The 23,896-nt window shown below is 61.1% G+C and carries 19 protein-coding genes; 4 read left to right on the forward strand and 15 right to left on the reverse strand.

Annotated elements, in window-relative coordinates; translation table 11 throughout:
- Positions 1-8 precede the first annotated feature (8 nt).
- A complete protein-coding gene (locus OPU96_RS12895) occupies positions 9-629 on the forward strand; it encodes a BON domain-containing protein (protein ID WP_192298915.1) in 621 nt (206 codons plus the stop codon).
- A gap of 237 nt (positions 630-866) precedes the next feature.
- On the opposite strand, the gene OPU96_RS12900 is transcribed toward OPU96_RS12895, so the two are convergent.
- From OPU96_RS12900 to dksA, 14 genes are all read right to left on the reverse strand, one after another.
- Positions 867-3,785 carry a DUF748 domain-containing protein gene (locus OPU96_RS12900; RefSeq protein WP_226455726.1) on the reverse strand — a complete coding sequence of 973 codons (2,919 nt, stop codon included), beginning with the start codon at positions 3,783-3,785 and terminating at the stop codon, positions 867-869.
- An 87-nt stretch (positions 3,786-3,872) separates the two neighbouring features.
- On the reverse strand, positions 3,873-4,889 hold the full coding sequence (locus tag OPU96_RS12905; protein ID WP_192298913.1) for a class I SAM-dependent rRNA methyltransferase: 1,017 nt from the start codon (positions 4,887-4,889) through the stop codon (positions 3,873-3,875).
- A gap of 67 nt (positions 4,890-4,956) precedes the next feature.
- Positions 4,957-5,826 (reverse strand): oxygenase MpaB family protein, encoded by an 870-nt coding sequence (locus OPU96_RS12910; RefSeq protein WP_226455725.1) that lies wholly within the window; start codon positions 5,824-5,826, stop codon positions 4,957-4,959.
- Positions 5,827-5,842: 16 nt separating this feature from the next.
- Positions 5,843-7,780 (reverse strand): acetate--CoA ligase, encoded by a 1,938-nt coding sequence (gene acs / locus OPU96_RS12915; protein ID WP_498559165.1) that lies wholly within the window; start codon positions 7,778-7,780, stop codon positions 5,843-5,845.
- A 105-nt stretch (positions 7,781-7,885) separates the two neighbouring features.
- Positions 7,886-9,550 carry a glucose-6-phosphate isomerase gene (gene pgi / locus OPU96_RS12920; RefSeq protein WP_226455723.1) on the reverse strand — a complete coding sequence of 555 codons (1,665 nt, stop codon included), beginning with the start codon at positions 9,548-9,550 and terminating at the stop codon, positions 7,886-7,888.
- Positions 9,551-9,763: 213 nt separating this feature from the next.
- Positions 9,764-10,615: a pantoate--beta-alanine ligase gene (gene panC / locus OPU96_RS12925; protein ID WP_498559166.1), complete on the reverse strand. Its 852-nt coding sequence runs from the start codon at positions 10,613-10,615 to the stop codon at positions 9,764-9,766.
- Positions 10,612-11,412: a 3-methyl-2-oxobutanoate hydroxymethyltransferase gene (panB, locus tag OPU96_RS12930; protein WP_226455721.1), complete on the reverse strand. Its 801-nt coding sequence runs from the start codon at positions 11,410-11,412 to the stop codon at positions 10,612-10,614. Before panB ends, panC begins: the two co-directional genes overlap by 4 nt.
- 278 nt (positions 11,413-11,690) lie before the next feature.
- Positions 11,691-12,176, reverse strand: a complete 486-nt coding sequence (gene folK, locus OPU96_RS12935) for a 2-amino-4-hydroxy-6-hydroxymethyldihydropteridine diphosphokinase (RefSeq protein ID WP_498559167.1) — start codon at positions 12,174-12,176, stop codon at positions 11,691-11,693.
- Positions 12,177-12,179: 3 nt separating this feature from the next.
- Entirely contained in the window at positions 12,180-13,574 is a 1,395-nt protein-coding gene (locus OPU96_RS12940; RefSeq protein WP_192298906.1) for a polynucleotide adenylyltransferase PcnB, read from the reverse strand.
- A 696-nt stretch (positions 13,575-14,270) separates the two neighbouring features.
- Positions 14,271-15,701: a sigma-54-dependent transcriptional regulator gene (locus OPU96_RS12945; RefSeq protein WP_192298905.1), complete on the reverse strand. Its 1,431-nt coding sequence runs from the start codon at positions 15,699-15,701 to the stop codon at positions 14,271-14,273.
- Positions 15,702-15,723: 22 nt separating this feature from the next.
- Positions 15,724-18,678 carry a sensor histidine kinase gene (locus OPU96_RS12950; protein ID WP_192298904.1) on the reverse strand — a complete coding sequence of 985 codons (2,955 nt, stop codon included), beginning with the start codon at positions 18,676-18,678 and terminating at the stop codon, positions 15,724-15,726.
- On the reverse strand, positions 18,662-18,838 hold the full coding sequence (locus OPU96_RS12955; RefSeq protein ID WP_003176118.1) for a hypothetical protein: 177 nt from the start codon (positions 18,836-18,838) through the stop codon (positions 18,662-18,664). Before OPU96_RS12955 ends, OPU96_RS12950 begins: the two co-directional genes overlap by 17 nt.
- Before the next feature lie 62 nt (positions 18,839-18,900).
- Positions 18,901-19,788, reverse strand: a complete 888-nt coding sequence (gluQRS, locus tag OPU96_RS12960) for a tRNA glutamyl-Q(34) synthetase GluQRS (RefSeq protein WP_498559168.1) — start codon at positions 19,786-19,788, stop codon at positions 18,901-18,903.
- Between the two features lie 83 nt (positions 19,789-19,871).
- A complete protein-coding gene (dksA, locus tag OPU96_RS12965) occupies positions 19,872-20,315 on the reverse strand; it encodes an RNA polymerase-binding protein DksA (protein WP_192298902.1) in 444 nt (147 codons plus the stop codon).
- Between the two features lie 318 nt (positions 20,316-20,633).
- Between dksA and OPU96_RS12970 the strand changes: the two genes are divergently transcribed.
- Positions 20,634-21,806: a pyridoxal phosphate-dependent aminotransferase gene (locus OPU96_RS12970; RefSeq protein ID WP_498559169.1), complete on the forward strand. Its 1,173-nt coding sequence runs from the start codon at positions 20,634-20,636 to the stop codon at positions 21,804-21,806.
- Complete coding sequence (sfsA, locus tag OPU96_RS12975) at positions 21,806-22,516, forward strand: DNA/RNA nuclease SfsA (RefSeq protein WP_226455717.1); 711 nt, start codon at positions 21,806-21,808, stop codon at positions 22,514-22,516. Before OPU96_RS12970 ends, sfsA begins: the two co-directional genes overlap by 1 nt.
- On the opposite strand, the gene OPU96_RS12980 is transcribed toward sfsA, so the two are convergent.
- Positions 22,513-22,830 carry a Rieske (2Fe-2S) protein gene (locus OPU96_RS12980; protein ID WP_226455716.1) on the reverse strand — a complete coding sequence of 106 codons (318 nt, stop codon included), beginning with the start codon at positions 22,828-22,830 and terminating at the stop codon, positions 22,513-22,515. The two genes, sfsA and OPU96_RS12980, sit on opposite strands and share 4 nt — an antisense overlap.
- Positions 22,831-22,985: 155 nt before the next feature.
- Here OPU96_RS12980 and OPU96_RS12985 point away from each other — a divergent pair, with 155 nt between their 5' ends.
- Positions 22,986-23,864, forward strand: coding sequence for a heme/hemin ABC transporter substrate-binding protein (locus OPU96_RS12985; RefSeq protein WP_498559170.1), 879 nt, complete (start codon positions 22,986-22,988; stop codon positions 23,862-23,864).
- The last annotated feature ends 32 nt before the right edge of the window (positions 23,865-23,896 follow it).

Here is a 23,896-nt window from a genome sequence, read left to right on the forward strand (position 1 = left end):
TTACTCGTATGAAGAAGTTCGCTCTCGCTACTGCTACCGCTCTGACCCTGGCCATGGGTGCTAACGTAGCCTTTGCTCAGACTTCCCAAGCCCCTATGACCCTGGCGGCCGGTGAAGTGACCAAGGCTAAAGAGTCCACCTCGGACACCTGGATCACCACCAAAGTGAAAGCTGATCTGCTGACCGAGAAAGGCATTCCTGGTTCGGACATCAAGGTTGAGACCAATAAAGGCGTGGTTTCCCTGTCTTCGACAGTCGCGATCTCCGACGCTCAGAAAGCCACTGCCGTAGCCATCACCAAGAAAATCAAAGGTGTTACCGCCGTTTCGGCTGACGGCCTGATGGCTGGCGGCGCTACCAAGGCTGACAATATCGACAAAACCAAAAGCGCAGCGGCTGACGCCAAAGAGTCCACTTCGGACACTTGGATCACCACCAAAGTAAAAGCTGACCTGGTGACCGAGAAAGGCATTCCTGGTACCGACATCAAAGTCGAAACCAACAAAGGCGTAGTGTCCCTGTCTTCGACCGCCGCTGTCACTGAAGCTCAGAAAACTACCGCGGTGAACATCACCAAGAAAATTAAAGGCGTTAAAGCTGTATCGGCCGACGGCCTGAAAGCAGAGTAACGCACCCCTTTTCGTCTGAACTGGACGGCGGCGGCTTAGGGTGAGTTAGACATCCACCTGATGCACCTCTGGAGTTCATGCGAGCGACCACACGGATGTGGTCATTACAGGCCCCGGCACTTGTGTCGGGGCCTGTTCTATTGTGGGTGACGTTAACTGTAAGCGCCGGCGATCAGGCCCTCGACCCGTCGTCGATTTCAAGGCTGCATCGCCGGCAAGCCGGCTCTTGCAAGGGGCTTACTCCGCGTCCAGGTGCATCGGTGTGACGACACGCCCATCCTTCTCGGCCTGGCCCAAGTTGGCATCAATGAAGTACACCCGGTCATCTTCCAACTGTCCCTTATCCACCAGGTAGTCCTTGATGGTGCTGGCACGGTCTTGGCCCAGCTGGCGCAGCAGTACATCACTGCCGCTCCAGAACTTGATCACCCCGTCACGAAGCTTCGCGCTACGTTCATCGTTGCTCAGGTCTTTCCATTCGGCTGGCGGTTGCTGTTTCAGGCGGGTGCGGTAAATGCCTTCAAGCAATGGTGCTTTTTCCTTCTCGGGTACCACCAGCAATGACGCTTGGGCGGGAACCTTTTCTCCACGACGTTGAAGAATCTTGTAGTAGTTGTACTGGTACTCGCGCTCCAGTCGCTGAGCGGCAAGGAAAGGCCCGTCGCTGCTGGCCGCCGCGGTGCCTTCGATCTCCAGGCGCAGGCTAGGGCGTTCTTTCAGTGCTTTGGCCAGCGTGTTCAGGGCGCCTTCAGCATCCTTGTCCAATTCGCTGGAACCGGCGGCGAACGATACATTGCCGAGGTCTTCCGAACCGCCGCCCGTTACCAGCCCACCGATAAACTTAAACGGCGCTGTCGCTGCACGCACTACCAGGTTACGCAGGGTCTGCCAGACAATCGGCATGACACTGAACTGCGGGTTATTCAGATCGCCAGTCACCGGCAGTTCGATGGAAATCTTGCCGTCGGAGTCCTTGAGCAGCGCGATTGCCAGACGAATCGGCAAGTCCACGGCATCGGCGCTGTCGACTTTCTCGCCCAGTTGCAATTGCTCGACCACCACTTTGTTCTCGGCCTTCAGCTGGCCCTTGGTGATCACATAGTGCAGGTCGAGGTTCAGTCGCCCCTTGCGGATGCGGAAACCGGCGAACTTGCCAGAGTAGGGCGTGAGGGTGGTCAGTTCTACGCGTTTGAAGCTGGTTGCAATATCCAGCGCCGCCATCGGGTCAAACGGGTTCACGCTGCCCTTGATCGTCACGGGGGCGTAGCGATCCACCTTGCCCTTGATGTCGACGCTGGCCGGTTTGGCCTGGCGGCTGTCGATGGTGCCAATTTGTCCGTTGAGCTGTTGAATCGCGGTCGCGAAGTTCGGGGTCAGGCTGAAGTCGGCAAAGTTGGCGGAACCGTCGTTGATCGCAATCTGCCCGATACGAATGCCCAGGGGCTTTTCTTTGCTGACAGGTTTCGAGCCTTTGTCCGGTGGTTGCGGGATCAACAAGTCGTCGACGTTGGTGGTGCGGTCGTCGTTGATCATGAAGCGCGCATACGGCTGCAGCAGGTTGACCTTATCGATCGACAGGCTATCGCCGTGCTGATAGTTCACGCCTTCGAGCACCAGGCGCTGCCATTTGAGGAAGTCGCGGGTCTTGAGGGTGTCCAGGGTGTGCAACTGGTCCACCTGCGCCCGGCCGGTGACCTGGAACTTCAGAGGATCAGTGCTTTTAAGGTTCACATCAAGATTGCTGCCGAGCATGCCGCTACGCAGTTCCAGGCGGATGAACGGGCTGATATAGGACTGGGCGACTCGCAGGTCGATGTCCTGGGTATTTACTTTCAGCTTGGCGCTGACCGGGTTGAGGTTGACCTCGCCAGTCGCCTGGACCTTGCCTTGCTTGCCCAGGCCCGTGTCGAGTTTCAGCGTGAACGGGCTCTGGTTGAGGCTATCGAAGTTCTGCACATCGACATTCAGCGGGCCGACTTCCAGTGCGACCGCCGGCTTGGCCTGGCGGTCAGCCAGGTGCACCTGATAGTTACGCAGTTGCACATCCTTGAGCAGCACTTGCCAAGGTTTGCTTGGCGCCGCGGGCTCGGCTTTTGGCGAGTCGGCGGTGGCGGGGGCATTTTTCGGCTCCGGCGCCTTGGTTGGTTTGCTCGGCTGGCTGGCGAACAATTTCTGCCAGTCCAGTTGCCCATCCGCTTCCAGCGCCGCCCAGGTTTCCAGCTTGTTGCTGCGGATCTTGCCGACAACGACCTGCTGTTTGGCCAGGTCCACGGTGGTTTCGCTGACGTCCAGGCGCTCCAGGCGCACCAGAGGGCGGCCATCCGGTGCCTTGATGGCAAACGGTGCGATGCTGGCGGAGGTGTTGGTCAGGTTCAGCTCGGTCTCTTTGGCCAGGCTGAATTTATACTCGGTGCTGAAGTTGAGCACGCCGTCTTCAAGCACCAGCGGCAGGGCATCGCGCACGTAGGGCCACCAAGCCTTCATCTTGCCGTCGGTGACTTTCAGTGTGCCCTGGGACGTGATTGGCACCAGGCTGAAGTTGCCTTTCCAATCGATTTGCCCGCCTGCCGGGCCTGCCGCGACGAGCGTCATGTCGGCATTGTCTTCGGGCAGGGTGCTGAGGTTCTTCAGCTCGAAGTCGAGCTTGTCGTAGAGGAATTCGATGGGCTCGCTGGGGCGCAAGTCCTCAAAGTGCACATAGCCGCCGGCCAGCTTGATGCCGTCGATACGCAGAGGAAACGGTTTGGCATTCGGGTCGGTCGGAGTTGGTTCGCTCGGCGGGATTTTGAACAGTTGCGCCAGGTTCAACTGGCCGGACTTGTCGAACAGCAACTCAGTCTTCGGTTTGTCCAGTTGCACATCGGCCAGGTGCAGCGCGCGGGTCCACAGGCTGTCGACCTGCAGGTTGGCGTAGAGGCGCTCGAAACCCACCTGCTCCTTGCCGGGGTCGCCGATCTTGAGGCCCCAGACGGTCAGCTCGAGGCTGAAGGGGTTGAGTTCGATCCGTTCGATTCGCGCCGGCACCGTGGCGTAATTCGCCAGTTGCTGGTTGGCAATCCGCAGGGCAATTCCGGGCAAAATCAAGAAGCCCAACAGGCTGTACAGGGCAAGGGCGGTCAACAAGGCGCCAACGGCGCGAATCAATCCTTTGTGCATGGGGCGGCGCCATCTATGTCAAACAGGAGTGCCTTGGAGTATGGCACGGGTTTTCGGTTCCGAAGAACGAGGGCTTTGGGAAGCGTCCTACAGCTGGAGTATCAATGTTTTCAGGGGGGGCTGCTGGTCTTGTGAAGGAAAATCCGCCCCCGGCGTCATGATTTGCCAGTCGCGTACCGCACGTCCGGCTTTTTCTGCGCAACGCAGTACCTGTTCGCGCCAGTCATCCATGCTGACCTTCGCCAGGTTGTTGCAGCAAATCAGTACACCGTTGTCGGCCGTGGCGAGCAGTGCTGGCTTGAGCAGGCTTTGGTAGTCGCGCAACAGGTCGACGGTGCCGAATGCGCTCTTGGCCCAGGCCGGAGGGTCGAGCAACACCAAGTCATACTGGCGCTGCTCCAGGCGTGGATAACTCGGCAGTTTCTGGCCGCGGCGCTGGGTGATTGGCAGGCCGGCCAGTTGGCGAATCGCCGGGAAGTAGTCGGACTGCACGAACTCCATGGTCGGCAACTGCGGGTTCAGCAGGCCGTTCTCGCGGCCGACCGCCAGGTTGCCCTCGGCGAAGTCCAGGTTGCACACCTCCCGCGCCCCGCCGGCCGCAGCGCTCAGGCCGACGCCACAGGTGTAGGCGAACAGGTTCAGCACGCTTTTGCCGGCGCTATGGTTCTTGACCCAGCCGCGGGTGTTGCGCAGGTCGAGGAACAGCAGCGGGTCCTGCCCGGCATGCCGTCCGCGTACGCGGTAATTGAGCCCCCATTCATGGCCGACCAGATCTTCCAGTGCCGCCGGCTCGGCGCGGTACACCGTGTCTTCACGGTCGACCCGCGAGTTGCCACGGGAACGGTCGTTGTACACCAGCAGCAATTCCAGGCCCATGTACTGGTTGATCAACTGGTGCAGGTCCAGCAACTCCTCGGTATGCAGTGACTGATGGAAGCTCTGCACCAGCAGTTGCGGGCCATAACGGTCGATGGTCAGGCCGCCGGCGCCTTCCTGGCTGCCATGGAACAAGCGATAGCAGTCGGTGCCCTGGGCGTGCAGCTCGTTGATCAGGTCTTGGCGATGATCGAGGGCGGCGCGCAGCGCCTGATTCAAGGGAGACATGGAGCGCGCCTTGCTTAAGTAATGGGGGTAAATGTGGGCGCGGAGTTTAACAGTTATAAAGCCTCGCCTACATCAACCCCATCCGCCGATGCGCCCGTTGTACCGAACCGTTGCGCATCGCCCAGCGCAGCAACGGCGCGCTGCGTTTGACCGCGCCCCGGATCATCTGGCGTTGCAGCGGGCTCTGGTGTTGATCGAGCATGGCGCTGGCCCAGTCTGGCAGCAGGTCGATGCCGGCCTGCATCATCAAGGCTCCAAACGGCTTGGCCATCGTGCTGGGTGCCGGGGCATTGAGCAGCAGGCGCAACACTTCACGACTGCGCGCGTCGCACAGCAGTTGCGGGCGGATACGTGCCAGGTAATCCGAAACTTCCTGCCGCGAACGCGGAACATGCCGCGCGCCCAGTTGTTCGGCGACCAAGGCGATCTCGCTGTAGTAACGGTCCTGGTCCCGACCCGAGAGCAGCGGGTTGCGATAGCGCAGGTGAGCGGCGAGGAAGTTGCTGACCTCGGCCACATGCACCCAGGTGAGCAGTTCCGGATCGCTGGCTGCATAAGGTCGGCCGTCCGGCGCATGGCCAACCACTTGCAGGTGAATGGTGCGCACTTTTTCGATCAGCCACTGCGCGTCCTTGCGCGAGCCAAAGGTCGTGCCGGAGATGAACTGCGAGGTGCGCCGCAAACGCCCGAGCATGTCCTCGCGAAAGTTCGAGTGATCCCACACCCCAGCCAGGGCCAGCGGGTGCAGGGCCTGCAACATCAAGGCGCTGATGCCGCCGATCAACATGCTGCTGAAGTCGCCATGCACTTGCCAACTGACCGAACTCGGTCCGAACAGGCCTGGGTCGCCCTTGGGGTTTTCCAGGTCCAGCTGGCCCAGTGAGAGCCCTGTGAGGCTCATCAATTGGGTTTCGATACGGCTGCGGATAAATTCCATGGCGACGCTGGGTTTCCTATCGGTTCAGGCGTTTGTCGATCAGGCCGTCGACAACGCTGGGATCGGCCAGGGTGGAAGTATCACCGAGGCTGTCCAGTTCGTTGCAGGCGATCTTGCGCAAGATCCTGCGCATGATTTTGCCGGAACGGGTCTTCGGCAACGCGGGTGCCCATTGGATCAGTTCCGGCTTGGCAAAGCTGCCGATTTCCTTACTGACCAAGTCCAGCAGGTGTTTTTTTAGCGCATCGTCGGGCGCTACGCCATTCATCGGCGTGACAAAGGCGTAGATGCCCTGGCCTTTGACATCATGGGGGTAGCCCACCACGGCGGCCTCGGCCACCAGGTCATGCAGGACCAGGGCACTTTCCACCTCGGCGGTGCCGATGCGGTGGCCGGAGACGTTGATCACATCGTCGATGCGCCCGGTGATCCAGTAATCGCCGTCCTCGTCGCGTCGCGCGCCGTCGCCGGTGAAGTAGTAGCCGGGGTAGGGTTTGAAATAGGTGTCGATCATCCGCTGGGGGTCGCCGTAGACGCTGCGGATCTGCCCCGGCCAACTCGCCTTGATCGCCAGCACGCCACTGTCGGCGCCGGCAAACACCTTGCCGTGCTCATCCAGCAACACCGGTTGTACGCCAAACATCGGTTGCGTGGCGCAACCGGGCTTGATCCGCTGCGCGCTCACCAGCGGGCTGAGCATGATGCCGCCGGTCTCGGTCTGCCACCAGGTATCGACGATCGGACAGCGCTGCTCGCCGACGGCATTGAAGTACCAGTCCCACGCTTCGGGGTTGATCGGCTCGCCGACGCTGCCGAGCAACCGCAGGCTGGCGCGGGACGTATTCTCCAGCGGGCCGTGGCCCTCGCGCATCAAGGCACGCAGGGCCGTCGGCGCGGTGTAGAAGATATTGACCTTGTGCTTGTCGATCACCTGCCAGAACCGCGAACTGTCCGGGTAGCTCGGCACGCCCTCGAACATCAGCGACGTCGCGCCATTGGCCAGCGGGCCGTACACGATGTAGCTGTGGCCGGTGACCCAGCCCACGTCGGCGGTGCACCAGAACACTTCGCCGTCCCGGTAGTCGAGCACGTACTTGAAGGTCATTGCCGCTTGCAGCAGATAGCCGCCGGTGGTGTGCAGCACGCCTTTGGGTTTGCCGGTGCTGCCGGAGGTGTAGAGGATGAAGAGCGGGTCTTCGGCGTCCATCGGCTCGGGTGGGCAGTCGGCGCTTGCGGCGTCCAGCGCCTGTTGATACTTGAGGTCGCGGCCTTCGCTCCAGTTCACGGTCGCGCCGGTGCGTTCCACTACCAATACGGTGCTGACGTTCGGGCAGTTGGCCAGGGCTTTGTCGACATTCTGTTTCAGCGCCACCGGCTTGCCGCCGCGTACCCCTTCGTCGGCGGTGATCACCGTGCGGCAGTCGGCATCCAGGATGCGGTCGCGCAGGGCGTCCGGCGAAAAGCCCCCAAATACCACCGAGTGCACCGCGCCAATACGCGTGCAGGCCAGCATGGCGTAGGCCGCTTCCGGGATCATCGGCATGTAGATGCACACCCGATCACCTTTCTTCACGCCACGGCCTTTCAGCACATTGGCCAGGCGACTGACGTTTTGGTGCAATTTGCGGTAGGTGATTTTCGAGGACTTTGTCGGATCATCACCTTCCCAGATTAAGGCGGTTTGCTCAGCGCGTTGCGCCAGATGACGGTCGATGCAGTTGTAGCTGACGTTCAGTTGCCCGCCCGCGAACCATTGGGCAGCGCCCGTGTGGATGTCTGATTGCTGAACGGTATGCCAGGGCGTGATCCAGTCCAGAAAGCCCTTGGCCTGTTCGGCCCAGAAGGTATCCGGTTGCTCGATGGATTGGCGGTAGAGGCGCTGATAGTCCTCTTGACTGAGTTGCGCAGCGCGGCGGACGGCATCGGCGCTGGGGAACGTGCTGATATCGAACATGAGCGGTCCTTATTCTTGTTTTTGGCACAAGTCATAAAGATGCACGCTGTGGGGGGAGGGTTCAAGGCCAACATCCAAACGGACGTTGGCCCTGGAGTGGCCGGATCAGCCGCGGTGACGACCGCGGAAGTAGTTGATCAAACCCTGGGTCGAGGCGTCATCCGCCACGGCTTCTTCAGTGCCGGTCAGGCGGTTGTAGACGCCCTTGCCCAGCTCTTTACCCAGTTCCACACCCCATTGGTCAAAGGCGTTGATGCCCCAGATGACGCTCTGCACGAACACCTTGTGTTCATACATCGCCACCAGTGCGCCCAGACGCCGCGGGCTGATGCGTTCCACCACCAGGGTGTTGCTCGGACGGTTGCCCGGGATCACCTTGTGCGGTGCCAGCTTCTGCACGTCTTCTTCGGCGATGCCCTTGTCGCGCAGTTCGGCCTCGGCCTCGCTGCGGGTCTTGCCGAGCATCAGCGCCTGGCTCTGGGACAGGCAGTTGGCGTATAGCCACTGATGGTGGTCCGACACGGGGTTGAAGCTGACAATCGGCACGATGAAGTCGGCCGGGATCAGTTGGGTCCCTTGGTGCAGCAACTGGTGGTAAGCGTGCTGGCCGTTGCAGCCTACGCCGCCCCAGATCACCGGACCGGTATCGGTGGACACCGGAGTGCCGTCCTGGCGCACGCTCTTGCCGTTGGATTCCATGTCCAGTTGTTGCAAGTGCTTGGTGATGTTACGCAGGTAGTGGTCGTACGGCAGGATCGCATGGCTCTGCGCGCCCCAGAAGTTGCCGTACCACACGCCCAGCAGGCCCAACAGTACCGGCATGTTGGCTTCGAACGGCGCGTTCTGGAAATGCTGGTCCATGGTGTAGGCACCGGACAGCAGTTCCTTGAAGTTGGACATGCCGATGGCCAGGGCGATTGGCAAGCCGATGGCCGACCACAGCGAGTAGCGGCCACCGACCCAGTCCCACATCGGGAAGATGTTTTCTTCGCGGATACCGAACGCCACGGCCGCGGCGTTGTTGCTCGATACGGCGATGAAGTGGCGGAACAGCTCGGCTTCCGAACCCCCCTGGGCCAAGTACCAGGCGCGGGCGGCCTGGGCGTTTTTCAGGGTTTCAAGGGTGTTGAAGGATTTCGACGAGACGATGAACAGTGTGGTCTCGGCGCGCAGCTTCATGGTCAGCTCGTGGAACTCGCTGCCGTCGATGTTCGCCAGGTAGTGGCAGCGCACGCCTTTGTGGGCGTAGGACAACAGCGCTTCGGAGACCAGCTCCGGGCCGAGGAACGAGCCACCGATACCGATGTTCACCACGTCGGTGATCGGCTTCTCGGTGTAGCCACGCCACAGGCCGTCGTGGATGCGGCCGACCAGGTCAGTCATCTGGTTCAGCACCTTGTGCACGTCCGGCATGATGTTCACGCCGTTGACCGACAGCTTGTCACCCACCGGGCGGCGCAGGGCGGTGTGCAGGGCAGGGCGGCCTTCGGATGAGTTGACCGGTTCGCCAGCGTACAGCGAGTTGATCGCGGCCTTGAGGTCGACTTCCTTCGCCAGAGCCACCAGCAGGTCACGGGTTTCGCTGGTGATCAGGTTTTTCGAGTAATCGAGGAAAAGTCCGCAGCTGCTCAAGGTGAATTGGGAAAAACGCTGGGGATCGGCATTGAACGCGTCGCGCATGCTGAAATCCTGCATGGCTTGGCGGTGTTGATTGAGCGCTTGCCAGGCGGGCAGAGCGGTAACGTCGTGAGGAGTGCGGTAGTACGCCATCGCTGCGGGTTTCCTTTTATTACGGGGACTGCCTTTAGGACACTTCTAAGCCCGGAACGTCCTGCCTCTCATCAAGCGGCGGACTCCGGACAGCGCTAACCAAGAGCGCAGGGCGATTACATTAAACCTAGCGTGTGAATATGTCTTGGCTTTGTCTGCGCTGTGGCCGGTACTTTTTTATACCGGCACAGAGAGGAGGGCAACAGGCGGGGGTCAGTCGAGGTTCAGATGCAGGTTGTCGATGAGGCGGGTGGCGCCCAGATAGGCCGCAACGAGGATGACGACATCACGGTCTTCAGGCGTTGCCGGGCGCAGGTGCACGCCTTGGCGCACTTCGAGGTAATCGATGCGCAGCCCGGCGGCTTCGATCTGCCGGATGTGTTCGGCACGCAGCTTGGCGAAGTCGTGGTCACCGGCTTGGATGGCCGCGGCAATCTGGCTGAGGCTGCGGTACAGCACCGGCGCGATGGCGCGTTGTTCCTCGCTGAGGTAACCGTTGCGCGACGACAGCGCGAGGCCATCCTCGGCGCGCACGGTGGGCTCGCCGATGATCTGGATCGGCATATTCAGGTCATGCACCATGGCGCGGATCACTGCCAACTGCTGGTAGTCCTTTTGGCCAAACACCGCGATGTCCGGCTGGACCATGTTGAACAGCTTGCTCACCACGGTCGCCACGCCTTCGAAGTGCCCGGGGCGACTGGCGCCGCACAGGCCCTCCGACAGCAGCGGGACGCTGACGCGGGTCTGGCCGCTCATGCCGCCGGGGTACATCTCGTCGACGGAGGGTGCGAACAGCAGGTTGCAACCGGCTTGCAGGAGTTTCTCCTGGTCGGCGGCCAGGGTGCGCGGGTATTTGTCCAGGTCTTCACCCGCGCCGAATTGCAGCGGGTTGACGAAGATGCTGGCGACGACAAAGTCCGATTGTTGCGCAGCCTTGGTCACCAGTGTGGCGTGGCCGCTGTGCAGGTTGCCCATGGTCGGCACAAAACCGATGCGTTTGCCGGCGTTGCGCGCGTGGGTCACAGCGGCGCGCAGTTCGCGTAGGGTTTTTACGGTGTTCATGCAGAGAATCCGTGTTCGGCGCCTGGGAAGGTCACGCCTTTGACTTCGGCGACGTAAGCGCTCAATGCCGCGTGGATGCTGTCTTGGCCGGTCATGAAGTTCTTCACGAACTTCGGTACGCGGCCGCTGATCGACAGGCCGAGCATGTCGTGCAGCACCAGCACCTGGCCATCGGTGGCCGAGCCGGCGCCGATACCGATGACTGGCACTTTAACGGCTTGGGTGATTTCCGCCGCCAGTTCGCTCGGCACGCATTCAAGCAGGATCATCGCCACGCCGGCCTGTTCCAGGGCGATGGCATCGGCGCGCATCTGGCGCGCCTGGGCTTCGTTGCGGCCCTGAACCTTGTAGCCGCCGAGGATGTTCACCGACTGTGGCGTCAGGCCCATATGGGCGCACACCGGCACGCCGCGTTCGGCCAGCAGGCGGATCGACTCGGCGAGCCAGACGGCACCTTCGACCTTGACCATATGTGCACCGGCACGCATCAGCTTGCCGGCGTTGTGGAAGGTTTGTTCGACGGTGGCGTAATCCATGAACGGCAGGTCGGCAATGATGAATGCGCCATCGTTGCCGCGTTTGACGCTGGCCGTGTGGTAGGCCAGTTCATCGGTGGTCACAGGCAGGGTGCTGTCATGCCCTTGAAGAACCATGCCCAGGGAGTCGCCCACCAGTAACACTTCGACTCCGGCCTGGCAGCAGGCGTGGGCGAAGGTGGCGTCGTAGCAGGTCAGCATGGTGATTTTTTCACCTTTGAGCTTGAGGCTCTGCAAGGTGGTCAGGGTAATGTCTGGCATGAAAAGGGTCCTCGTTCAGGCGCTTGGAAACAGCGAGTAACGCGCGTGAGTCTTCGTTTATACAGGCGCACTGTCTTGAGAGCAGCGCTTATAAGGCCTGGATTGCGCCCTTCAGTGCCGGGTTGGCGGCAGCGGGACGCCTATAGTCGTGAGGAGGACACGGGAAGTCAATTGGATGTGTTACCGCATTGTTACGATGGCGGTGTTACCGCTGTTACTGATGCGATTCAGCAGTGATCAGCCGTTTTTACAGTGCCGAAGCGCCCACATTGATCGAGTCAGTCTGGAAGGATGCGTTCCAGTCCGACGAATGGGCACGCAGCCAACAGGTCACTGAGTTGCCGGCCGTCGGATAACTGCAGGGTGCTCGGCGCCAGTTCGGCCAGCGGGTACAGCACGAAGGGCCGCAGGTGCATCTGGTAGTGCGGCACCTTGAGGCGCGGTTCGTCGATCAGGCGATCGCCAAACAGCAGGATGTCCAGGTCCAGCGTGCGTGGGCCCCAACGCTCAAGGCGCTCGCGGCCCTGGTCGTTTTCGATGCCCTGCAGCGCATCCAGCAGGGCCAGCGGCGCGAGGTCGCTGTCCAGCGCGGCCACCGCGTTGGTGTAGCGCGGTTGGCCCGGGAGCAAGGAATCGCTTTGATAGAAGGCGGACACGCCGACGAGCGTGGTGCCGGGCAATAACGCCAGCGCCTCGATGGCGCTGCGCAATTGCTGGTCCGGGGCAGCCAGGTTGCTGCCCAACCCGATGTAGACACGTTCCACGGCTTATTCGCCCGAGGCGTCGGCCGCGCTGCGTTTGCGCTTGCTGCCGCTGCGTCGGCGTTTCTTGGGCCCTTCGCTGGCGCCATCGCCTTTGCTGCCGAGGTCGCGGATCATGTCGCGGCGCTCGCTGTCATTGGCGTCCTGATAATCGGTCCACCATTCGCCCAGGCCGTCGGTCTGCTCGCCGGCGCTTTCGCGCAGCAGCAGGAAGTCGTAGCCGGCACGGAAGCGCGGGTTGTCGAGCAGCAGGTCGGCGCGTTTGCCGCTGCGGCGCGGCAGGCGCTCCTGCATGTCCCAGATCTCGCGGATCGGCATGGTGAAACGTTTGGGAATGGCAATGCGCTGGCACTGCTCGGCAATCAGCTCGTGAGCCGCTTCCTGCATGGCCGGAATCGGCGGCATGCCGCGCTCTTGCAGGCGCAGGACGCGTTTCGGCAGGGCAGGCCACAGCAAGGCAGCAAACAGGAAAGCCGGGGTCACCGGTTTGTTCTGCTTGATGCGCAGGTCGGTGTTGATCAATGCCTCGCTGATCAGCGTGTGGGTGTACGTCGGGTTGTACTCCAACGCCTCGGCGCTGGCCGGGAACAGGGGGTCGAACAACTGCAGGTCGACGAGCATTTCGAAGGTATCGGCGGCGTGGCCCGAGAGGAACAGCTTGAGCACTTCTTCGAACAGGCGCGCCGAAGGGATTTCCCGCAGCATCGGTGCCAGCTCGCGAATCGGCGCGGCGGTGTGTTTCTCGATACCGAAGTTCAGCTTGGCGGCAAACCGCACCGCCCGCAGCATGCGCACCGGGTCTTCCTGGTAGCGCTGCGTCGGGTCGCCGATCAGGCGGATCAGGTTGTTGCGAATGTCGTGTACGCCGTTGGCGTAATCGAGGATGCGCTCGCTGACCGGGTCGTAATAGAGGGCGTTGATGGTGAAGTCGCGACGTTGCGCGTCTTCTTCCAGGCTGCCATAGACGTTATCGCGCAGGATGCGTCCGCTTTCGTTGCGGGAAGACTGGTTGGTGTCTTCCTCTTCATCGTTTTGCGGGTGGCCGGCGCGGAAGGTCGCGACCTCGATGATCTCGCGACCAAAGTGGATGTGCACCAGCTTGAAGCGACGGCCGATGATGCGCGCATTGCGGAACTCGGCGCGCACTTGTTCAGGCGTGGCGCTGGTGGCGACGTCGAAATCCTTGGGCGTGATGTTGAGCAACATGTCGCGCACACAGCCGCCGACCAGGTAAGCCTGGTAGCCAGCGTTCTGCAAGCGTTCGACGATATTCACCGCATAACGGCTGAATTGAGCGCGTTGCAGCGAATGTTGGCTGCTATTGAGCACTTCAGGCGTGCTGCGTTTGTGTTGCGTACGACGCAAGGGGGAACGGAATGACTGGAACAACTTCTTCAGCATGGGATGCACTGTTTGAAGGAATGTTCGGCCATAACGAAGAATGACCGCATGATGGGCGGGGATTCTAGCATTTAGTCAGGGGATGGTGTAGGAACAAGCTACAGGCATTGCGCCATAAGCCTTTGGTGGTCAAATTCCGGAAACTACAAGGGGAGCCGAAGCTCCCCCAGAAGTAGTTGCGTGCTCTATTTTTATTATTGATTGCGGGCTTCTTGTTTTTGTTGATCGCCCTCGCCATGAAGCTTCACCTTCATGACACTCCCAATCGGGAGTCAAGAGCAAACGGATTGCTTTGGTCGCTGTGTTGCTGATCTACGATCCAACCAGTTCAGGCTCTGCCTTAGGGCAGTTTTTGTTGTTCTCGGCCTGGTTGCGGGGCAAGCCCCAAATGCAACGCCTCTCCAAAAGAATCAGTTAGCTGCGCCTCCGCCGTGTTGTTTTTGTTATGCGTGAGTCGATTCGTCTTATTTTTATTGTCTTGTACAAAGCTTGTTATTGTTTTTGTACTAAGCATATAGCAGGGTGCGTGCCAACTTTTGCACCGCCCAATAAAAACGGGGGTTTGAGCGGTTTTTGGGCTTTTGGCGGGCAAAAAAAAGCCGGGGCTTCGTTACCGTAAGCCCCGGCTTTTGTTACGTGAAAATCATCGGTAACAGTTTTTTCACATCTGAGGGTGTTACCTGTGGGGTCACACCCTCAGCTTTCGCTGGCCACCCCGGTCTTGCGCCGTGGGATGCCCAGGCGCTGGCGACGTTCCCACAGGCACTTGCGGCTCACGCCCAGCTTGCGTGCCAGTTCGGTTTCGGTCATGTGGTCCTGATGCTCGAGGACGAAGTGCTGGAAGTAGTCCTCCAGTGACAAGTCTTCTGTCGGCTCATGGCTGGTAGCGTTGGCGCCGCCCTGTTGTGGGGCCAGGCCGATGAAGTCGTCGTCTTCCAGGTCGCTGAGCTCTATATCGATACCCAGCAGCTCGGCGGAAATTTCCGGGCTCTCCGACAGAATCACCGCACGCTCCACCGCGTTCTCCAGTTCCCGCACGTTGCCCGGCCACGAGTAATGCCGGATCGCCTGCTCGGCATCCGGGGCGAACTTGAGGTCGGTACGGTTGATGCGTGCACTCTGGCGTTGCAGGAACGCGTTGGCGATCTCGTTGACGTCGGCGCCACGCTCGCGCAGGGCCGGCAGCTTGAGGGCAATCACGTGCAGGCGGTAATACAAGTCTTCACGGAACTGGCCGATCTTGGCCAGGCTCTTGAGATCCCGGTGAGTCGCGGCGATCAGGCGCACGTCGACCTTCTGCGATTGCACCGAACCGACGCGGCGAATCTCGCCTTCCTGCAGTACACGCAGCAAACGTGCCTGCGCTTCCAATGGTAGTTCGCCGATTTCGTCGAGGAACAAGGTGCCGCCATCCGCCGCTTCCACCAGGCCCGCACGCCCGGCGCTGGCGCCGGTGAAGGCGCCTTTTTCGTGGCCGAACAGTTCGGACTCGATCAGGGATTCCGGGATTGCCGCGCAGTTCACCGAAATCATCGGTGCCTTGGCGCGCTTGGACAGGTTGTGCAGGGCACGGGCCACCAACTCTTTACCAGTGCCCGACTCGCCCTGGATCAGTACATTGGAATCGGTAGGCGCTACCTTGCGGATCTTGCCGTACAGGTCCTGCATCGGCGGGCAGGAACCGATGATGCCGATCTCGCCATTGCTGTTGTCGACACCTGGCTTGTCGGCCGCTTTGCCGGCTGGACGCGGCTCGGCAGGGGTACTGCTGGCCGACTGACGGTCGCGCAGGATACGGGCCACGGCCTGGAGCATTTCATCATGGTCGAAAGGCTTGGCGATGTAGTCCACCGCGCCCATCTTCATGGAGTCCACCGCCGAGCGCAGGCTGGCGTAGCTGGTCATGATCAGCACCGGGGTGCCTTGGCCAAGCTTGATCAACTCGGTGCCAGGTGCGCCCGGCAAGCGCAGGTCGCTGACAATCAGGTCGAACGTGGGAATGCTGAACCGCTCCTGGGCTTCCTGTACCGAGCCAGCTTCGCTGACCTGGTACTGATTACGTTCAAGCAGGCGACGCAAGGCAGAGCGGATAATGGTTTCGTCTTCGACGATCAAAATGTGCGGCATTGATTCAATTCTCTCGACGGTCTCAGTTCACAGCGGACGTCGCTTCGACATGACGCGGCAAGGTCACCCGAATACGGGTGCCGCGTTGGCTTTCGGTGTCAGCCGGGCTGTCGATGGTGATTTGTCCATAATGCTCTTCAACGATGGAATAGACCAGTGCAAGGCCCAGACCGGTGCCTTCACCCGGGTCCTTGGTGGTGAAGAAGGGTTCGAACAATCGGTCCATGATGTTCTGTGGAATGCCGCTGCCTTCGTCCTCGACGATCAGGTCGACCGTATGCTCGAAAGCCTCGGTCTTGACGCGTACCGCACCACCGGCCGGGGTCGCGTCACGGGCATTGGACAACAGGTTGATCAGCACTTGGGCCAGACGCTGTGAGTCGCCATCGACCCAATGGTCCGGGTCGCACAAGTTGAAAAACTGTACTTCGAAATTTCGTCGGTTCAAGGCCAGCAGCCCGATGGCGTCCTGCGCCACTTCGGCCAGGCACACCGCTTCGTCCTGATTTTGATGGGCGCCGGCGTGGGCAAAGCTCATCAGCGACTGCACGATGCGTGATACGCGCTTGGTCTGTTCGAGGATCTGCCCGCTGATCTCGGTGATTTCACCGTCCTCCTCGCGCTCTTCGCGCAGGTTCTGCGCCAGGCACGCGATACCGGTGATCGGATTGCCAATCTCGTGGGCCACACCGGCTGCCAGGCGACCAATACTGGCCAACCGCTCGGAGTGCACCAGCTTGTCTTCGAGCATCTGGGTTTCGGTCAAATCTTCCACCAGCAACACCAGGCCGCTGTTGCCCGGCGCCAGGGGCTCGTCGATGGCGGCTTTGTGCAGGTTCAGCCAGCGGGTCTGGCCGTCGAGGGCCAGGTGCTGTTTGTGCAAGTGTTCGTCGGGCAGGTTGATGAAACCTTGCAGCAACTCTCTCCACGGCTCGCCCAGGGTATTGAGGCGCGAGCCGACGACCCGTTGCGCAGCGATGCCGGTGAGTTCTTCCATGGCCTTGTTCCACATCAGGATCTCTTGATCCTTGGCCAGGGAGCAGACGCCCATCGGCAGTTCCTGCAGCGTCTGGCGGTGGTAACGGCGCAAGGCGTCGAGTTCGGCGGCAAGGCCCGTGAGGCGCGAGTGGTAGTCCTCCAGCCGGCTTTCGATGAAATGGATGTCTTCGGTGACGTAGTTTTCGCCGCCCGCCTTGTAGGGCAGAAAGGTTTCCACCATGTCCTGGGACACGCTGGGACCCATCAGGCCGGACAGGTTGGCCTCGATGCGATCACGCAGACGGCGCAGCGCGTACGGGCGACGTTCGTCGAACGGCAGGTAGAGATCGCGCAGGGCCTGCTCGACTTCCTTTTGCGCGGCCTTGGCGCCCAGTGGCTTCGCCAGTTGCGTGGCGAATTCCTGGGGTGAGGCCGCGTGCAGTTCGCGCCGTTGCGGGCGGCGCACGTTGTCCACCGCGCAGGCTTCGGCGGCGCTGGTTTCCTCGGGACTGGCATTGGTGAACAGCGAGATCAGGGTGAACATCAGGACGTTGGCGGCCAGGGATGCAATCGCCGCCATGTGCCAACTGGTGTCGTCGAGCACGTAGATCATGTTCAGCAGCGGGATGTAGAAGCCCTGCAAGTTGCCGACCAGCGGCAGCAGCATGGTCACCGTCCAGACCAGGATCCCGGCCAGCAGCCCGGCGATGAAACCGCGGCGATTGGCTGTCGGCCAGTACAGCACCGACAACACCCCCGGCAGGAACTGCAAGGTGGCGACAAACGCGACGATGCCCAGGTTGGCCAGGTCCTGCCCGGCGCCGAGCAGCAGGTAGAAGCCGTAGCCGGCCATGATGATCGCGACGATCAATGCACGGCGCGTCCACTTCAGCCAGCGGTAGATATTGCCTTCGGCCGGCGGCTGGTACAGCGGCAGCACCAAGTGATTGAGCGCCATGCCCGAGAGCGCCAGCGTGGTGACGATGATCAGCCCGCTGGCCGCCGATAAACCGCCGACATACGCCAACATCGCCAAGGCCGGACTATTGGCCGCAATGCCGATGCCAAGGGTGAAATATTCAGGGTTGGTGGTCGCGCCCAGCTTGAGGCCGGCCCATAGGATCAGCGGCACCGCCAGGCTCATCAGCAACAGGAACAGCGGCAAGCCCCAACTGGCACTGACCAGCGAGCGGGGGTTGAGGTTTTCAGTGAAGGTCATGTGGTACATGTGCGGCATCACGATCGCCGAGGCAAAGAACACCAGCAATAACGTGCGCCACGGGCCTTCCTGCAAAGGTGTGTGCAGGGCCGCGAGGGCGGTCTGGTTTTGCAGCAGCCACAGTTCCAACTGTTGCGGGCCGTCGAACACGCCGTAGAGCGCATACAGGCCGACGCCGCCGATGGCGATCAGCTTGATCACCGATTCAAAGGCAATCGCAAACACCAGGCCTTCGTGCTTCTCGCGGGTGGCGATATGGCGCGAACCGAAGAAGATCGTGAACAGCGTGATCAGTGCGCAGAACGCCAGGGCGACGCGATGCTGCACGGGCTCGCGGGTGAGAATGCTGATGGAATCAGCCACCGCCTGGATCTGCAGGGCCAGCAGCGGCAGCACGCCGATCAACATGAAAATCGTAGTCAGCGCGCCAGCCCAGGTGCTGCGAAAGCGGAAGGCGAACAGGTCGGCCAGGGACGACAGCTGGTAGGTGCGGGTAATTTTCAGGATCGGGTACAGCAACACCGGTGCCAGCAGAAACGCGCCGGACACGCCGAGATAGCTGGAAAGAAAACCATAACCGTACTGATAGGCCAGGCCCACCGTACCGTAGAACGCCCAGGCGCTGGCATAGACGCCGAGGGACAAGGTGTAGGTCAACGGATGGCGAATGATCGCCCGCGGAATCATTCCGCGCTCACTGATCCAGGCCACCCCGAACAGCGCGGCCAGGTAGGCGGCGCTGACCAGTAGCATCTGGGTGAGACTAAAGCTCATCGGCATCTTTTTGGCTCTGCAGGATGAAAGTCACGACGATCAGGATCAGCCACAGCAGATACGGGCGATACCAGGCGCCCGTGGCGTCGATCCACCAATCCATGATGGCGGGAGAAAACAGGTAGATCCCGACGACCAGCAGCAGGACCAATCGATAGATGTACATGTTGGCCTCTGATTAGAAAACTGCGGCGATGGTAACGGATGGTGGGCAAGCTGCAAGCGCCTTCAGCTCAATTGCGCTTCGGCCAGCGTGAGTGTGCGGGGGATCTGTGCCGCATCCCAGTGCTGGATGCCCCAATCAAGCAGTTCCCGTGGGCTGGCGTGCAACAGCTCGTCGCCGGGTTGCTGGCCGAGGGCGCGCAGTGCCCGCAGTAGCAAAGGCGTGGCCTGGTCTGGCGTCAGCGGTGGGGAGCGGTAGGACTTGCCCAGTTTGTTACCGTCCGGCTGGACGATCAGCGGTACGTGCAGGTAGCGCGGTTGGCGCAGGCCCAGCAGTTCTTGCAGATACAACTGGCGTGGCGTGGAGTCGAGCAGGTCGGCACCGCGGACAATATCGGTAACACCTTGCCAGTCGTCGTCGAGGACCACGGCCAGTTGATAGGCGTACAGGCCATCGCGGCGACGGATGATGAAGTCGCCGACATCGCGGCCCAGGTGCTGTCGGAATTCGCCCTGAACCCGGTCGGTAAAGTGATACTCCAGTTCCGGCACACGCAAACGGATTGCGGCATCTTGCTGATCGTGACCGGCGTTGCGACACAGGCCGGGATAGATCCCGTTGTAGGGCTCCAGCTGTTTGCGCGAGCACGTGCAGGCGTAGGCCAGGCCATGGTTGAACATATCGTTCAACACTTTGGCGTAGGCGTCATGCCGCTCGCTTTGTCGGACCAGTTCGCCGTCCCATTCGAAGCCGTAGCTTTCCAGCGCATGCAGGATGGCTGCCTGGGCGCCGGGCTCTTCACGGGGAGGGTCGAGGTCTTCCATACGCATGAGCCAGCGGCCTTGATTGGCGCGGGCGTCGAGGTAGGAGGCGAGGGCTGCGACCAGGGAGCCAAAGTGCAAATGGCCGCTGGGCGTGGGGGCGAAGCGCCCGATATAGGTAGAGGCTGTCATGGGCCGGATACTACTGGAAAAACGGTAAACGCCAGAAACAAAAATGGGGCGTTTGCACGCCCCATTTGTTCAGCTCGCAAGGATTACTTGCCGACCTGCTTTTCCTTGATTTCCGCAAGGTTCTTGCAGTCCACGCACATGTCTGCGGTAGGACGGGCCTCGAGGCGGCGAATACCGATCTCGATGCCGCAGGACTCGCACCAGCCGTATTCTTCGTCTTTGATCATTTGCAGTGTCTTGTCGATCTTCTTGATCAACTTGCGCTCGCGATCACGGGCGCGCAGTTCGAGGGCGAACTCTTCTTCCTGGCTGGCACGGTCTGCCGGGTCAGGGAAGTTGGCTGCTTCGTCCTTCATGTGGTCAACGGTACGGTCGACCTCCTGCATCAAGTCCTGTTTCCACTTGTTCAGGATCTTGGTGAAGTGCTCGCGCATGGGCTCGCCCATGTACTCTTCGCCCTTCTTTTCCACATAGGGTTCGAAGCCGCTGAGGCCTTGAGTCTGCTGTTGCTTTGCTTGGGTGGACATGAATAGACCGCCTCTCACTCTTCTAATCCATTGCGCAGGATTGCAACATCACCGACACCTGCCGGCCCTGCGGCTGCAAGCGGGCGAACTTACCAGATAGATTCGGGGTGCGCCACTCCCGGTTGTCGAGGCCGTGGCGAAGGCGTCGCAAACTGCGGCGGCCCGTCGTAGCTGGGCATGCACTGTCTCGAATCTTGATTTTAGTCGTTTTGCAGGCGCTTGCCCGGCCTGCGCGGATAGCCGGGCAGGCAATAGAACATGTTTTACCGCGTGGGTTCGGTAGAATCCGGATTTTGTCCTCACCGTTAAGGAAGGCTAATGGTCCAGCCCTACAGTGCGCGCAGTCGCGCCATCGAACCTTTTCATGTCATGGCGTTACTGGCACGTGCCAATGAGCTGCAGGCCGCCGGGCATGACGTGATCCACCTGGAAATCGGCGAGCCGGACTTCACCACCGCCGAGCCGATTATCCGTGCCGGCCAGGCGGCGCTGGCCAATGGCAAGACCCGTTACACCGCAGCCCGCGGCCTACCTGAGTTGCGCGAAGCGATCAGCGGTTTCTACCAGCAACGTTACGGCTTGAATATCGACCCGGAGCGCATCCTGATCACGCCTGGGGGCTCAGGTGCATTGTTGTTGGCCAGCAGCTTGTTGGTGGATCCGGGCAAGCACTGGTTGCTGGCCGACCCTGGCTACCCGTGCAACCGCCACTTCCTGCGGCTGGTGGAGGGCGCGGCGCAGTTGGTGCCGGTGGGCCCGGACGTGCGCTACCAACTGACCGCCGAGCTGGTGGCCAGGCATTGGGACCAGGACAGTGTGGGCGCGCTGGTCGCTTCCCCTGCCAACCCGACCGGCACCATTCTCACGCGCGACGAACTGGCTGGCTTGTCGACGGCAATCAAGGCGCGTCACGGTCACTTGGTGGTGGACGAGATTTACCACGGCCTCACCTACGGCACCGATGCCGCCAGCGTGCTCGAAGTGGACGATGACGCCTTCGTCCTGAATAGTTTTTCGAAGTATTTCGGCATGACCGGCTGGCGCCTGGGTTGGCTGGTAGCACCACCGGCTGCAGTCGGGGAGTTGGAGAAACTCGCGCAGAACCTCTACATCAGCGCACCCAGCATGGCCCAGCATGCCGCGCTCGCGTGTTTCACCCCGGACACCCTGAGCATCCTCGAGGAGCGCCGCGCCGAATTCGGCCGTCGTCGCGACTTCCTGCTGCCGGCCCTGCGTGAACTGGGTTTTGGCATTGCGGTTGAGCCGGAGGGGGCGTTCTATTTGTATGCCGATATCAGCGCGTTCGGTGGTGATGCCTTCGCGTTCTGTCGACACTTCCTTGAAACCGAACATGTGGCGTTTACGCCGGGGCTGGATTTCGGTCGCCATCAGGCCAGCCATCATGTGCGTTTTGCCTACACGCAAAACCTTGAGCGGCTACAAGAGGCGGTGGATCGGATCGCCCGTGGGTTGCGGAGTTGGCAAGGCTGATGCGTTTTAATCCTCCCCTCGAAGAAGCGCGGCTGATCCGTCGTTACAAGCGCTTTCTCACCGATATCGAAACCGTTGGCGGCGAGTTGCTGACTATTCACTGCCCGAACACTGGCTCGATGCTCAACTGCATGGTGGAAGGCGGGCAGGTGTGGTTCAGTCGTTCCAATGACCCCAAGCGCAAGCTGCCCGGCACCTGGGAAATCGCCGAGACACCCCAGGGCCGCCTGGCCTGCGTCAATACGGCACGCGCCAATCAGTTGGTCGAGGAGGCGTTGCACGCCGGGGTGATCGCTGAGCTCAATGGCTTCACCGCACTCAAGCGTGAAGTGCCGTACGGCCAGGAGAAAAGCCGCATCGATTTTCGCCTGGAATACCCCGACGGTGTGGCTTATGTGGAAGTCAAAAGTGTCACCCTGGGCTTCGATGGCAGTGCGGTCGCGGCGTTCCCGGACGCGGTAACGCAGCGCGGAGCCAAGCATCTGCGCGAGTTGGCGCACCTGGCCCGCGAAGGGGTACGGGCGGTGCAGTTGTATTGCGTCAACCTCTCGGGGATTGAGGCGGTGCGCCCGGCCGTGGAAATCGATCCCGCTTACGCGGCGGCATTGCGTGAGGCCAAGGCTGCCGGTGTACAAGTGTTGGCGTATGGCGTGCGGGTCACGCCGCTGGAAGTATGCGTAGAGCGTCGCCTGGACGTACTGCTCGACTAGAGTTCCACCCACAAGCCCTGTGCGTCTTCACGGCCGGGCAGGGCGGTGAGGCTTTGGCCGGCGCACGGGCCGTAGATGCACTCGCCACTTTCGATCAGGAACAAGGCACCGTGGGTGGCGCACTGGATCAGGCTGGCGCTGGTGTCAAGGAACTGGTCCGGCTGCCATTCCAGCGGGATGCCGCGATGAGGGCAGCGATTGATGTAGAAGTAGGCAACGCCGTCACGGCGCACCGCCAACAGTTTGCAGCCATCGATTTCAAAACCGCGGCTGCTGTCGTGGGCGAGGGTGTCGGAGGGGCAGAGAAACTTCATTTCAATCCTTAAGTGCCTTGACGTTCAAATGCAAACAATTATCAAATGCAGGCTTCGCCCGTCAGCTGACTGGGCGCCCAGTACGATGCCCGGCAGGGATTATCTGTCACATCGATGAGTGCCCGTAAGGCCCGCCTTTGGAAGGAAACCCTGTTATGCGCTTGAGTGCCAGCGCTATTACGCTTGTTGTCGGACTGCTGTTCAACCTCGGGGCACACGCCTCTGAACGGCCACAACGCTGGGTCAGTGCCGGTGGGGCGCTTTCGGAGTGGGTGACGGCCCTGGGGGGCGAGTCGAAGCTGGTGGGGGTGGACACCACAAGCCAGCATCCGGCCTCACTCAAGGCCTTGCCGAGTATTGGTTATCAACGACAACTGTCGGCGGAGGGCATCCTGAGCCTGCGTCCACAGATTCTGGTGGGCACCGAGGAGATGGGGCCGTCGCCGGTGCTGGCGCAGATCCGCAGCGCGGGCGTGCAGGTGCAGATGTTCTCGGCCCAGCCGGATCTGCCGACGCTGAAGGGCACCCTCCAGCACTTGGGCAAGTTGCTGGGTGATGAAACCAAGGCCAATGAGTTGTTTAGCGGATATGAGCAGGCTCTGGATCAGCAGAAGAACTGGTTGACCAAGGCCCAAGCCACGCAAAAGGCCCCGGGTGTATTGCTGTTGCTCGGCCATTCGGGTGGCAAGCCGCTGATTGCCGGCAAGGATACGGCGGCGGACTGGGTGTTGCAGCAGGCCGGTGGACGCAACCTGGCGACCCACAGTGGTTACAAGCCGTTTTCGGTAGAGTCGCTGGCTGGCTTGAGCCCTGATGTGCTGGTGTTCTCTGATCGCGCCCTGAGCGGTGATGCGGCGCGGGCGGCCCTGTTCAGGGAGAACCCGATCCTGGCTGCAACCCCGGCGGCCAAAGGGGGGCGGGTGTTTGAGCTGGACCCCACGCTCTTGGTCGGTGGGCTTGGGCCGCGCTTGCCGCAAAGCCTCAAGCAATTGTCCGCCGGGTTTTATCCGTCCCAGGCCAAGCCTGCCCCATGACCACTCTGGTTAAACCCAAGACGCTGTTTATC

The organism is Pseudomonas sp. RP-B7 (assembly GCF_059803535.1).